The organism is Mesorhizobium sp. M7A.F.Ca.US.007.01.2.1 (assembly GCF_003998165.1).
Classification (GTDB): Bacteria; Pseudomonadota; Alphaproteobacteria; order Rhizobiales; family Rhizobiaceae; genus Mesorhizobium; species Mesorhizobium ciceri.
Window position 1 is genome coordinate 1 of record NZ_RZQP01000014.1, and the last position, 12,186, is coordinate 12,186.

Here is a 12,186-nt window from a genome sequence, read left to right on the forward strand (position 1 = left end):
GCCTCATAGATTACTTCGAAACGTCCTGGCCGAAATAGGTGTCGGAGATTTTCTTATAGGTGCCGTCGGCCTTGATGTCGGCCAGCGCCTTGTTGATCGCCGCGACCAGCTCCGGATCGCCCTTGCGCACGATGACGCCGGAATAGTCGGCGTTTTCCTCTTGCGCGGCGATCTTCACATTGGCGTCGGGCTTGTGCTTCTTGAAGTCGAGGAACGACAGGCTGTCATTGATCGTGGCGTCGGCACGGCCTGTCAGAAGCAGCTGGATCGATTGGTCGAAGCCATCGGTGCCGACCAGCTCGGCGCCGTTCGTTTCGGCCAGCTTGCCGAAATTCGAGGTCAGCGACTGCGCCGACTTCTTGCCCTTGAGATCGGCAAAGGTCTTGATGTCTGTGTTGTCGCCGCGCACGATCAGCACCGCCTTGGAGGCGATGTAAGGATCGGAGAAGTCGTACTTGGCCTTGCGGGCATCGGTGATGCCGACCTCGTTGATGACGGCGTCATAGCGATTGGCGTCGAGGCCGGCGATCAGCCCGTCCCACTTGCCTTCGAGGAATTCGACCTTGACGCCGAGCTTGTCGGCGATCGCCTTGGCGATTTCGACGTCGAAGCCGACCAGTGCGCCCGAAGTGTCATGATAGGTGAATGGCGCATAAGTGCCTTCCGTGCCGACCTTGATGACCCCGGCCTGCTTGATCTGGTCGAGATTGGCGCCGGCATGGCCTGCGGTGACAGCCAAGGCCTGCAGCGTTCCGGCGATGATGAGCGACTTGAGCCATTTCATTTTTCTGTGATCCCGTCCTTGGCCGGCCGACCGGCATATTGTGAGCGCTGGAAACTGACAGATGCAAGTCGAAAAAATAAGGAACAGAATTCCAAAAACAATCAGTTTCTGAAATCAGATACTCAAACTGGCGCTTTCCAGCCGACATCACGGCTATCGCGGGTAGTCCCCGGAGTCCGCCAGGCAACACATACCCGCAGCCACGGTCGCGGAACCTTTCCCGCGCATGGCAGTTCTGGCTGTTCTAGGGCACGACGCCGCCATTTCAACCCAGGCGCCAGCCAAGTTTGCAAAGTCATCCGCACCACCCAGGGAGCGCCTCATGATGGAAGACACGGCAGGACGGATCATGGTCCGCGCGGCGATGAAGGCTCCCTACCTCGAGCGTGACGAAGAGCATCGGCTTGCATTGCTCTGGAAAGAGGACAACGACCAGAACGCGCTGCACAGCATCACCGTCGCGCATATGCGGCTGGTCATTTCCATGGCCTCCAAATTCCGCCATTACGGCCTGCCGCTCGGCGACCTGGTCCAGGAGGGTCATGTCGGACTGCTCGAGGCCGCCGCCCGCTTCGAGCCGGAGCGCGAGGTGCGGTTCTCGACCTATGCGACATGGTGGATCCGGGCCTCGATGCAGGACTATATCCTGCGCAACTGGTCGATCGTGCGTGGCGGCACCAGCTCGGCGCAGAAGGCGCTGTTCTTCAACCTGCGACGCCTGCGCGCGCGGCTGGCGAATGGCGCCGAGCCACTGTCAAACGCAACGCTCTATCGCGAAGTATCGGAAGCACTCGGCGTCTCCGAAGCCGACGTGGCGATGATGGATTCGCGGCTGTCGGCTCCCGACTCCTCACTCAACATGCCGGTTGCCGACGATGCGGGTTCGACCGAGCGCATGGAATTCCTGGTCTCGGACGATCCGCTGCCCGACGAGATCGTCGGCGACAAGATCGATGTCGCGCGCCGCTCGCTCTGGCTGAGGGAGGCGCTTCGCGCGCTCAACGCACGGGAGTTGAGGATCATCGAGGAACGCCGGCTTAACGACGAGGGCGCGACGCTGGAAGCGCTCGGCGAAACCCTCGGCATCTCCAAGGAACGCGTCCGCCAGATCGAGGCCCGCGCCATGGAAAAGCTGAAGGTCGCGTTGGTGAAGCAGAATCCGGAGTTCATGGCGACTGCCGCCTGAACGGCGGCAGGCGTCCGCAGGTGCCTACTTGTCCGTGACGATCTTGACCTTGTCGCCGGCCGAAACCGCGGCACCAGGCGACAGCGCGTTGAGGACGCGGAACAGGTCGAGCTTACGGTCGACGCCGACCATCTGCGCCGAAAGCGAACCCATCGTCTGCCCAGGCTGGACAGTGACGACGCGGATGCGCAGCGGCTTCAGCGCCGCCTTTTCGGCGGCACTCAAGATCCGGAACGAGCCGCTGACCGAGCGGGCGATTGTGTCCAGCGACGTGCTGGCCGAAGGGGCCGCGGTCAGCAGCCGGTAGACCTGGCCGCCGGCGCGGATCACCGCAATGTCGAACTGCCAGCCTTCGGCGCCGGCATGCGCGGTCGCTGCCTCGTTGCCGTTGATGGTTTCCTGCCTGACGCTGCTGTCGACGAGACCAGCCACCCAGCCGCTGCGGATATAGTCCGTCAGCGCCCGGTTCTTGTCGATCGACACGCCATCGAAACGGATCGCTATGTCGCCGGGGCCGGTGGCCGTCACCGCTGCCGCCGAATTGTCGATGATGAAGCCGTCCGGTACCGTGAACGAAACGCCAAGGCCCGGATGCAGGAAGGTTTCGCCGCGTACATAGCCTTCTTCCGGCGTGTCGCCATAGAGCAGGCCGTCTATGCCGGCGAGGAAGGAATCGCGGTCGCGCGTGCCGACGCCCGGCGCGCCGAACTGGCGGGCATGGCGCTGCGCCAGATCGATGCGCTGCGGCGTATTGGGGTGCGTGGCCAGGAAATCGAGGCTGGCGTCGGTGGCGCCGCTGATCGAGCGGAAATCGGTGTAGGCCGACATTGATTGCAGGAAGCGGCCGGCGGCGAAAGGATCGTAGCCGGCCTCGCCGATCGACTTGATGCCGATGGCGTCGGCTTCCAGCTCCTGGTTGCGCGAGAATTGCGCGAGCCTCAGCTTGCCGCGGATCAACGCCGCCTTGGCGGTCGGGCTGTCGCCGAGCACATCGGAAACCACCTTGGTCGCCAGGACTTCCTCTGCCTCGAGTTGCTGGCGCTGCAAGCCGTGATTGGCGGTGACGTGGCCCATCTCATGCGCGATGACAGCTGCAAGCTCGGCCGAATCATTGGCCAGCGCCAGGAGGCCGCGCGTGATGTAGAGATAGCCGCCCGGCAGCGCGAAGGCATTGACATTGGGCGAATTCAAAATGGTGATGCGATAGGTCTGTGTCGGGTTGGCGGACACCACCGTCAAACTACCGACCACCTTGGCGACCATGCGCTCGAGCTTGGGATCGGAATATTCGCCGCCATAGGTCGCCAGGATGCGCGGATGCTGCGCCCTGGCCAATTCGGCGAGCTTGTTGTTGGCGCCGACATTGTCCACCGTGATCGGCTTGTCGGAAGGCTGGAAGCCGGATTCCTGAACCTCCGGCGGCGTGAACATCTGGCAGCTTGCCAACGCCACGGCAAAGCCGGCCAGCGCGAGAAAGCGCGCCAGCGGTTTCATTCCCAATGTGTTAGCGCCGATCGCCAGAACGGCTTCCTTTCGGGTCCCGGCACATGACATTGAAAATCGGGGACGATCTTCAGAATGTTCACGTGCCATATCTCAAACTGCTGCAGTATCCGCGGCCCATCCCAGGGGCGGGCGCCGGATACTGCAGGCAAATCACGGCCTGTGCCGGACCGGTAGGGCGGACCTAGCCACACTCCCCCGGTCATGGCAAGCAAACGCCACATCGCCTGGAGCCGGTTTGACCGTAAATTATGTCCGCTTCCGGGCAACATCGCGTGATGTGGAATATCCGGCACCCGCGCCGATATAGCGCCGGAACGCCTCCGGACCAGCCCCGGCGAAGAAATCATCAGCCTTGCCGGTGGCGGCGACCAACCCATTGTCGACAAACACCATATGCTCGCCGATGCGGCGTGCATCCTCCGGCTGGTGGGTGACGAACAGCACTGTCATGGCGCGTTCGGCATGAACGGCGGCAACCAGATCCAGCATCTCGTCGCGTAAAGCCGGTCCGAGCGAAGCGAAGGGCTCGTCGAGCAGCAACACCGGTCGGTCGCGCACCAGCACGCGGGCCAGGGCGACGCGCTGGCGTTCGCCCCCGGAGAGCTCGCGCGGCAGGCGTTTCTCCTTGCCCGCAAGACCGGTGCGCGCAAGCGCCTCGGCGACCGCAGCGCGGTCCGCCTCGGTCAGCCGCAGGGATGGCGAGCGGCCGAGCCCGACATTCTGCTCGACGGAAAGATGCGCGAAGAGATTGTTCTCCTGGAACACCATCGACACCGGCCGCGCCGAGGCCGGCTCGGCGCTGACATCGACACCGCCGACCAGCACGCGGCCCGACCGTGGGGTCTCGAAGCCGGCGACCAGATTGAGCAGTGTCGACTTGCCCGAACCGCTCGGCCCCATGATGGCGGTGATCGTCGCCGCGGCAAACTCGACATCGAAAACAAGCGGCGCCTCGCCATAGCTGCCATAGCTGAACGACACTTTGTCCAGCCGCACCGGCGCGCCCTTCGCGAGCCCGTTGGCCGCCTTTTCACGCATCACGGACCTCCTCCCTTCCCAGCCAGTGCGCCGCCACGATCAACGCGAGACAGACGAGGCCGAGCAGCAGTGCGAGGCCGGCGGCATCCTCGGTGCGGTAGCTGCCCATCCGAGCCAGAAGAAGGTAGGGCAATGTCTGCACGGAATCACTGCCGAACAAGGCAATGACACCGAGATCGCCGAGCGACAGCGCCATGGCGAAAGCGAAGGCCGTGGCGAGCGGTCGCCGCAGCGACGGCCAGTCGACCAGCATCAGCCGGTTCCAGCCCGCAATGCCGAGCTGTGCACAGAGCCGTTCGTGACGCTCGCTCGCTGCATCATAGGCGGGACGCACGGCGCGGAGCGCAAACGGCATCGCCATCACCGCGTTGACGGTGACGACCATGACCGGAGCGATGGCGAAGACATCGCCGACATGGCGCAACAACAGGAACCAGCCGGCGCCGACGACGATCGGCGGCACGACCAGGACAAAACCGGCGCCTGTATCGGTGGCGTGTTCGAGCAGTGTCTTTGCGCCGGCACGGCGGTTCAGCGCCAGTGCCCGCCGCGCCATGGTCAGCGCCAGCGACAGCATCACCGAAAGCAGCGCCGACAGGAAGGCGAGCGCCGCACTGGTCAGCGTTGCCTGCCGGACAGTGGCCTCGCCGGCCAAGCGGGCGAGATCGGCACTCAATCCGGCCATCACGGTTGCCGCCATCGGCCCGACAACGAACAGCAGCGCCAGGACGATGAGTAGCGCGTTCAACCAGGTCTCGCTCCGATTGACCGAGAGATAGCGGCGTTGCGCGACCGGCAAATTGGTGTCGCCGACCACATTGGCGCCTAGCCGCGTCAGTGCCAGCACCACGATAAAGGTCAAGGCGATCTGCAGCAGCGTCAGTGCAACGGCCCGTGCGGGATCGAAATCGAAGCGCAGCGCCTGGTAGATGCCGACCTCAAGCGTCGTCGCGGCCGGCCCGCCGCCGAGCGTCAGCACGATCGTGAAGGATGTGATGCAGAGCATGAACACAAGCCCGGCGACGCCGGGCAGTGCGGCGCGCAGCGTTGGCCATTCGATCAGCCGGAACGCCGGCCGGGCCGCCATGCCGAGTTGGCTCGCCAGCCGCCATTGGTCGGCCGGTATGGTCTGCAGCGCCTCGAGGAACAGCCGCGTCGCCAGCGGCAGGTTGAAGAAGACATGGGCGACGAGAATGCCGGACAGGCCATAGATGCCCGGCCAGCTTCCGCCGCCGATAACGGCAAGCACGCCGGCGAAGTAGCCGGCACGGCCATAAAGCGCCAGGATGCCGAGCGCTGCAACGATGGCCGGCAGCGCCAACGGCACGGCGAAGATCTGCAGGATGAAGGCGCGGCCGAAGAAACGTGGATGCCGCGACAGAGCGCGCGCCACAAACAGCCCCGGGATGACCGAAAGCAGCGTCGACAGGACCGCTTGCCAGAGCGTGAAGCGAATGACGCGAAGCAGATAGGGATCGAAGGCTGCCCAGGCGCCCGAGAAATCATGGGCGCCCTCGAAAAGCAGGCCGGCAAACGCGCCGCCGATCAGCAGCGCGATTGCAGCGAGCGCGACAATGCCGGCACTGACGCGGGAATCCGTGGAATGCGCCGGCGCCATCGCGCTGCCTATTTGCTCATCGCCGCCAGCCATTCATCGACCCAGGCCTTGCGGTTGGCGGCGACCTCTTGCGGGCTGAACAGCAAGGTCTTCGTCGGCTTGACCAGTTTGTCGAAGGCCGGATTGAGCGGCTTGTCGGTCTTGCCTGCCGGGAACATCCAGTTGGTCTCGGGGATGGCATCCTGGAATTTCGGCCCGGTCATGAAGGCCATGAACTTGGCCGCCAGCGGATTCTTGGCTCCTGTCGTGGTGATACCCGCCACCTCGATCTGCAGATACTCGCCCTCCTCGAAGGAGGCCGCCTGGTAGCGCTCCGTGTTCTCGGCGACCATGTGGTAGGCTGGCGACGTCGTGTAGGACAGCACCATCGGCGCCTCGCCCTTGGTGAACAGCCCATAGGCCTCGCTCCAGCCCGGCGTCACGGTCAGCACCTTGGCCTTGAGCTTGGCCCAGGCCTCGGGTGCCTTGTCGCCATAGACCGACTTGACCCAAAGAAGCAGGCCGAGGCCTGGCGTCGAGGTGCGCGGATCCTGGATGACGATCTTGTCGTTGGCACTGCCTTCGATCAGCTCCTTCAGGCTCTTCGGCGGCGTCTTCATCTTCTGCGTGTCGTAGACGACAGCGAAATAGCCGTAGTCGAAGGGGACAAACGTGTCGTCGCTCCAGCCGCCCGGCACACTGACATCCGTCACCGCGCCATGCGGCGCGAACAAGCCTGACGCCTTGGCATCGGCGGTGAGATTGGTATCCAGGCCAAGCACGATATCGGCCTTGGTCGATGTGCCTTCCAATCTGACGCGGTTGAGCAGCGCGACGCCATCGGCGACCGAGACGAAGTCGACGTCGCAGCCGCATTCGGCCTCGAACTCCTTCTTCACCACGGGACCCGGACCCCAGTCGGCGGTGAAACTCTCATAGGTGTAGACGGTGAGCTTGTCCTTGGCCAAGGCGGGCCCGGACAAGGCCACGACCGTTGCTGAAACAAGAGCGTATAAAAGCGTGCGCATCGGCGCCTCCTTCGTTTGAATTGAAAGGAATTGAGGCGTCGGACTGTCCGAAACGTCTAATCCCTCCGCCGGTACAAACCGGATCAGGTTCAGCGGGTTGGCGAGACTGCCTCTCAGCCGGTCCGCGAAGATCGCGTCCGGCACCCCGTTAGAGCGTTTCGACACATAGGCCGGGCCGATCCGCCATGCAAGCGGGAGTTTGCCGCCTTCCGTTTCCCGTGCCGGGCTGGTAAGGGCCACACGATATGAGCACATTCACCATCCTGCTTGGCGGCGATCTCATCCGTACGCCACGGCTCGACCGTCAGGTCAAAGGCTCCCGCGTCATCGCCGCCGACGCCGGCATCGGTCATGCGCGGTTGCTGGGTCTCGTGCCGGAGCTGTGGGTGGGTGATTTCGATTCGGTGCCGGCCAACCTGCCGGACGATCTCGCTTCCGTGCCGCGCCGGACCTTCCCGGCGGAAAAGGACCAGACCGATGGCGAACTTGCCGTCGCCGCGGCACTGGAGCGCGGCGCGACCCGCCTGGTGCTGGCCGGCGCCTTTGGCGGCAAGCGCGCCGACCACGCTTTTCTGCATCTGTCGCTCGCCCTGCGGCTGGCGGAGGCGGGAACGGACGTGCTTTTGACCAGCGGCGCTCAGGAAGGCATCCCCCTGCTGCGCGGAACGGCCGGCTTCGACTATGCCGACGGCACGCTGTTTTCGGTGCTCGGCTTTTCCGAGCTCGACGGCCTGACCGTCACCGGCGCCAAATGGCCGCTCGCTCACGTCAAGGTGGCGTTCGGTTCGTCGCTGACCATTTCCAACGAGGTCAAGTCCGACAAGACCGGGGGCCGCCTCGAAATCGCGCTCGGCCATGGCCGCGCGATGCTGCTCGCTCATCCCTATCCCTTACCTGAAAGCTGACATGGCCCCGCCCCTTCTCAACCTCGACGGGATAAAACTGACCTTCGGCGGCACGCCGCTGCTCGATGGCGCCGCCTTGACGGCTTCGGCCGGCGACAAGATCGCACTGGTCGGCCGCAACGGGTCCGGCAAGTCGACCCTGCTGAAGATCGCCGCCGGCCTGATCGAGCCGCAGGACGGCGAAGTGTTCCGCCAGCCTTCGGCGACCGTCCGCTATTTGCCGCAGATGCCCGACATGGAAGGTTTTGCCACTGTCCGCGCCTATGTCGAGGCCGGGCTTGGCCCCGCCGACGATCCCTACCGCGCCAGCTATCTGATGGAGCATCTCGGCCTGTCGGGTGAGGAACGTCCGAACGACCTGTCGGGCGGCGAGGCGAGGCGCGCCGCCCTTGCCCGCGTCATGGCGCCGGAGCCCGATATCCTGCTGCTCGATGAGCCGACCAACCATCTCGACCTCTCGGTCATCGAATGGCTGGAAGAAGAACTCATCCGCACCTCCTCGGCGCTGATCGTCATCTCGCACGACCGCCGCTTCCTCGAACGCGTGTCGCGCGCCACAGTCTGGCTCGATCGCGGCCAGACCCGCAGGCTGGACAAGGGCTTCGGCCATTTCGAGGAATGGCGCGACCTGGTTCTGGAGGAAGAAGAACGCGAGCAGCACAAGCTCGGCCGCCAGATCGTTCGCGAAGAGCATTGGCTGCGCTACGGCGTGACGGCGCGGCGCAAGCGCAACATGCGCCGGCTCGGCGAGTTGCAGACCATGCGTCAGCGTTTTCGCGGTCATCGCGGGGCCGAAGGGTCGGCGACCATGGTGGCGAGCGACGCCACCGAGTCCGGCAAGCTGGTGATCGAGGCGAAAAACATCGAAAAGAGCTTTGGCGATCTCACCGTGGTCAAGGCGTTTTCGACCCGCATCCAGCGCGGCGATCGCGTTGGCCTGGTCGGGCCGAACGGCGCTGGCAAGACCACGCTCTTGAAGATGCTGACCGGCGAGATGAAACCGGACGCCGGTTCGGTGCGGCTCGGCACCAATCTGGAGATCGCCACGCTCGACCAGAAGCGCGAGGCGGTCGACCCGCAGGAGACGCTGGCACAATATCTCACCGATGGACGCGGCGAGAACCTCGTCATCAATGGCGAGCAGCGCCACGTGGTCTCCTACATGAAGGATTTCCTGTTCAAGCCGGAGCAGGCGCGCACGCCGGTGCGCGAGTTGTCCGGCGGCGAGCGGGCGCGGCTCTTGCTGGCGCGCGTGCTGGCGCGTCCCGCAAACCTTCTGGTGCTCGATGAGCCGACCAACGATCTCGACATGGAGACGCTTGAACTGCTGCAGGAACTGGTCGCCGGTTTCGCCGGCACCGTCATCCTGGTCAGCCACGACCGCGATTTTCTCGACCGCACCGTGACCAGCCTGATCGCGCCGGATGGTGAAGGCCGCTGGATCGAATATGCCGGCGGCTACTCCGACATGCTGGCGCAGCGCGGCGGCACGAAGCTGGACGACCGCAAGGCGCGGGCGAGAGCCGAAAATGGCGAGGCGCCCGCGTCAGGCAAGAGCGAAGCCGCCGCGCCAAAAGGGCCGGCGAAGAAACTGTCGTTCAAGCAGAAATTCGCACTGGAATCCCTGCCGAAGAAAATCGAAGCTGTGATGGCCTCTATCTCGCGGCTGGAGAACAACATCGCCGATCCGGCCTATTACGAGCGCGATCCGGCCTCGTTCCAGAAAACCATCGCCGCCCTCGACAAGGAGCGCGCCACGCTGGCCGCGCTCGAGGAAGAATGGCTGGAACTGGAGATGTTGCGCGAGGAGATGGAGGGGTAGGCTCGCACACCTCCAATTAGCGTCGCTTGATTATTGCTCCGACGCCGAAATGCGCATACATTATGCGCATGTTGCGGAGGCTATTATGCGCAAAATTGCCTTGAGTGCGATCCGTCAGCCAGCAAATCTGTCGATCGATTCGAACCTCATGAGGGAAGCCAAGGGACTTGACGTGAATGTCTCGCGCGCTGCGGAGGCCGGCATCGCGGAGGCGGTGGCTGCCGAAAAAACGCGGCTGTGGAAGCTTGAGAACCGCGCCACGATGGACGCGTGGAACGACTATATCGAGAAACATGGCATCCCGCTGGAAGACTACCGGCAGTTCTGATGCCCCGCTATGATGTCTTCGCCGGTCGCATCGAAGGCAGCTATGTGCTCGACGTTCAGTCAGAACTGCTCGACAATTTCAAGACGCGGGTGGTCGTGCCGCTTCTGCCGCTCGCAATGGTGCCACCGCCGATGCGAAAGCTTCATCCGATTTTTGAGATCAACGGTCGAAAGCTCGTTATGGCAACACACCTGGTTGCCACCGTTCCGGCCAGCGATTTGGGCGAAAGTCGGTTGAACCTGATCAAGCACCACGATGACATCGTCGCTGCGCTCGACATGCTGTTCCAGGGCTTCTGAACGGCGGCTACAGCGTCTCAGCCTGCCGTCTTGGCCTGCCAGGCCTTGATTGCCTCGTCGAACACCTTCTCTCCGGGAATGCCCTTTTCCATGGTCAGCAACGCCCGCCGTCCGGTCTTGTAGACCACCGGCACGTCGATCCAGTCCTGGCCGCGCAACAAGGTCATGTTGGCGTCTTCGTCGGCCTTGGTGTCGTTGAGCGCGACGAGGAAGAAGCCGTCGGCAATCTTGGCCGGAATGCCGATCAGCGGGCTGCCGGCATCCTGCTCCGAAGCCTTCATGGCAACGCGTAGGATGTTGTCGACACCGCCGCCCTCGAAACCGTCGGGCGTCAGGAAGATCATCTCGATGATATGGCTGGCCGGCAGCGTCTGGTCGGTGTTGCGGCGGATGGTCATGCGCAACTGGATGTCCTTGCCGGGAATGGTCGCCTCGGCGCGGATCGCCGGCTCCGGCGGCAGGTCGCCACCGGGCGATTCCTGCACCAGCGACCAGACGATGTTGCCGGGCTCGGCGGAGCCCTGGGCGGTGCTGGTGCGCTCCTCATAGAAGATCGCCTTCTGGCCGACAGGCAGAGCGGCTTCCGCAGGCGCAGCCGCCGGGGCGGGCGGCGCGGCACCTGCCGGTGCTGGCGGCGTGCCGGCAGCACCGGCCGGCGCTGCAGGCGCTGCTCCGTTGGCAGGCGGCGTTGCGGGGGCGGCATCTGTCGCCGGAGGCGTAGTCGCGGCAGGCGTACCGGCGGCCGGTGCGGAAATCGCCGGTGCGTTCGTGGCCGAGGGCGGGGTGGTCAGCGCCGCGACCGATTCGCCTTCGCCGATGCCGCTTTGGCCACCGGCCGGACCCGGGTCGACTTCACCACCCTGCGGTGTCAGCCGCTGGGTGAATTTCGTGCTTTCGGCTTCCGTGCCGCCAGCCGCGGGCGCCGGCGGCGCTGCCGCGGCATCGGTTGCCGGCTTGGCCGGCGCCGGCTTCACGGGTTCGGTTTTCGCTACCTGATTGCCGCCAAGCCCCAGCATCTTGCCGAAGGCGTCCTTGTTCAGCCAGATGCCGTAGCCGCCGCCGGCAACGACCAGCAGTGCGACGACGGCCGCGATCAGCCCGCCATAGCTGCGCTTGCGCTCGGCGGGACGCAGGCGCTGGAAGGTGTCCTGTACCGGCTCTTCATTGTCTTCGTTGCTGGAAAAGACATCGGCCTCGTCGTCCGCCTCCTCGGCGTTCATGCCTGGAAGAGGCGTGTCGGCGCGAGCCGGCTGGGCAGGCGCCGGCGTCGATCTTTGCCAGCTTGGCTCGACCTTGGCGGCAGGCGGCGGCGCGGGTTGATAGGGCTCGGGCTTGGCGACGGGCGGTGCCGGCCAGGCCGATTCCGCCTTCGCCGGCTGCCTCGTATGGCTTGGCTGGTTCTTGTTGCGATCGATCGACGAAAAGATGTGTTCCAGCTCCGCGAGCGGGTCGGTCTCCGGCACGCTCTTGGCATAATCGCGCTCGACGCTTGTAATGGCGTCTTCCAGCGAACGCATCTGCGTGGCTATGGCTTCGGGAGCCCACGGCGGCGAACGTTCACCAAGCTTCTTCGCCAGCATGGTGCGAACGCTGGCATAGATGCGCGTACGCTTTTCCGGCGTCTCGTCGCCATGCTTGTCGAGCGCGTTTTTCAGAATAGCAACGAAATCTGCCATGCTTCAGTCGACCTGTA

At 64.4% G+C, this 12,186-nt stretch carries 11 protein-coding genes and 1 riboswitch; of the genes, 5 read left to right on the plus strand and 6 right to left on the minus strand.

Translation table 11 applies throughout. From position 1 onward, the window contains the following. Positions 1-10 precede the first annotated feature (10 nt). Positions 11-784 carry an amino acid ABC transporter substrate-binding protein gene (locus tag EN949_RS04575; protein ID WP_013529173.1) on the minus strand — a complete coding sequence of 258 codons (774 nt, stop codon included), beginning with the start codon at positions 782-784 and terminating at the stop codon, positions 11-13. 322 nt (positions 785-1,106) lie between these two features. Between EN949_RS04575 and EN949_RS04580 the strand changes: the two genes are divergently transcribed. After that, positions 1,107-1,970 (plus strand): RNA polymerase factor sigma-32, encoded by an 864-nt coding sequence (locus tag EN949_RS04580; protein WP_013529172.1) that lies wholly within the window; start codon positions 1,107-1,109, stop codon positions 1,968-1,970. A 24-nt stretch (positions 1,971-1,994) separates the two neighbouring features. Here the strand turns inward: EN949_RS04580 and EN949_RS04585 are convergent, their stop codons facing one another. From EN949_RS04585 to thiB, 4 genes are all read right to left on the minus strand, one after another. Further along, positions 1,995-3,464: a M48 family metalloprotease gene (locus EN949_RS04585; protein WP_164782474.1), complete on the minus strand. Its 1,470-nt coding sequence runs from the start codon at positions 3,462-3,464 to the stop codon at positions 1,995-1,997. A 258-nt stretch (positions 3,465-3,722) separates the two neighbouring features. Continuing rightward, positions 3,723-4,514 carry a thiamine ABC transporter ATP-binding protein gene (thiQ, locus tag EN949_RS04590; protein WP_063169190.1) on the minus strand — a complete coding sequence of 264 codons (792 nt, stop codon included), beginning with the start codon at positions 4,512-4,514 and terminating at the stop codon, positions 3,723-3,725. Further along, positions 4,507-6,132, minus strand: a complete 1,626-nt coding sequence (thiP, locus tag EN949_RS04595; protein WP_024502936.1) for a thiamine/thiamine pyrophosphate ABC transporter permease — start codon at positions 6,130-6,132, stop codon at positions 4,507-4,509. The genes thiQ and thiP overlap by 8 nt, the downstream gene beginning before the upstream one ends. Positions 6,133-6,140: 8 nt before the next feature. Then, entirely contained in the window at positions 6,141-7,139 is a 999-nt protein-coding gene (gene thiB / locus EN949_RS04600) for a thiamine ABC transporter substrate binding subunit (RefSeq protein ID WP_063169191.1), read from the minus strand. Positions 7,140-7,182: 43 nt separating this feature from the next. Continuing rightward, a riboswitch (TPP riboswitch) is annotated at positions 7,183-7,297 on the minus strand. A gap of 87 nt (positions 7,298-7,384) precedes the next feature. Between thiB and EN949_RS04605 the strand changes: the two genes are divergently transcribed. From EN949_RS04605 to EN949_RS04620, 4 genes are all read left to right on the plus strand, one after another. Beyond that, positions 7,385-8,044, plus strand: coding sequence for a thiamine diphosphokinase (locus EN949_RS04605; RefSeq protein ID WP_027162509.1), 660 nt, complete (start codon positions 7,385-7,387; stop codon positions 8,042-8,044). Between the two features lies 1 nt (position 8,045). Next, positions 8,046-9,866: an ABC-F family ATP-binding cassette domain-containing protein gene (locus EN949_RS04610; protein ID WP_127371643.1), complete on the plus strand. Its 1,821-nt coding sequence runs from the start codon at positions 8,046-8,048 to the stop codon at positions 9,864-9,866. An 85-nt stretch (positions 9,867-9,951) separates the two neighbouring features. Beyond that, positions 9,952-10,194 carry a type II toxin-antitoxin system CcdA family antitoxin gene (locus EN949_RS04615; protein ID WP_082827595.1) on the plus strand — a complete coding sequence of 81 codons (243 nt, stop codon included), beginning with the start codon at positions 9,952-9,954 and terminating at the stop codon, positions 10,192-10,194. Continuing rightward, complete coding sequence (locus EN949_RS04620) at positions 10,194-10,493, plus strand: CcdB family protein (protein ID WP_127371550.1); 300 nt, start codon at positions 10,194-10,196, stop codon at positions 10,491-10,493. The genes EN949_RS04615 and EN949_RS04620 overlap by 1 nt, the downstream gene beginning before the upstream one ends. Positions 10,494-10,510: 17 nt before the next feature. Here EN949_RS04620 and EN949_RS04625 read toward each other — a convergent pair whose 3' ends face one another. Beyond that, the gene (locus tag EN949_RS04625; RefSeq protein WP_013529163.1) at positions 10,511-12,169 is read right to left on the minus strand and encodes a hypothetical protein; all 1,659 of its coding nucleotides are present in this window, start codon (positions 12,167-12,169) and stop codon (positions 10,511-10,513) included. Positions 12,170-12,186: the final 17 nt, after the last annotated feature.

What these genes read in the sequence shown, in the direction of transcription:
- EN949_RS04575 (WP_013529173.1), bottom strand. Translation starts at nt 784, where the DNA reads ATGAAATGGCTCAAGTCGCTCATCATCGCCGGAACGCTGCAGGCCTTG.
- EN949_RS04580 (WP_013529172.1), top strand. Translation starts at nt 1,107, where the DNA reads ATGATGGAAGACACGGCAGGACGGATCATGGTCCGCGCGGCGATGAAG.
- EN949_RS04585 (WP_164782474.1), bottom strand. Translation starts at nt 3,464, where the DNA reads ATGAAACCGCTGGCGCGCTTTCTCGCGCTGGCCGGCTTTGCCGTGGCG.
- thiQ (WP_063169190.1), bottom strand. Translation starts at nt 4,514, where the DNA reads ATGCGTGAAAAGGCGGCCAACGGGCTCGCGAAGGGCGCGCCGGTGCGG.
- thiP (WP_024502936.1), bottom strand. Translation starts at nt 6,132, where the DNA reads ATGGCGCCGGCGCATTCCACGGATTCCCGCGTCAGTGCCGGCATTGTC.
- thiB (WP_063169191.1), bottom strand. Translation starts at nt 7,139, where the DNA reads ATGCGCACGCTTTTATACGCTCTTGTTTCAGCAACGGTCGTGGCCTTG.
- EN949_RS04605 (WP_027162509.1), top strand. Translation starts at nt 7,385, where the DNA reads ATGAGCACATTCACCATCCTGCTTGGCGGCGATCTCATCCGTACGCCA.
- EN949_RS04610 (WP_127371643.1), top strand. Translation starts at nt 8,046, where the DNA reads ATGGCCCCGCCCCTTCTCAACCTCGACGGGATAAAACTGACCTTCGGC.
- EN949_RS04615 (WP_082827595.1), top strand. Translation starts at nt 9,952, where the DNA reads ATGCGCAAAATTGCCTTGAGTGCGATCCGTCAGCCAGCAAATCTGTCG.
- EN949_RS04620 (WP_127371550.1), top strand. Translation starts at nt 10,194, where the DNA reads ATGCCCCGCTATGATGTCTTCGCCGGTCGCATCGAAGGCAGCTATGTG.
- EN949_RS04625 (WP_013529163.1), bottom strand. Translation starts at nt 12,169, where the DNA reads ATGGCAGATTTCGTTGCTATTCTGAAAAACGCGCTCGACAAGCATGGC.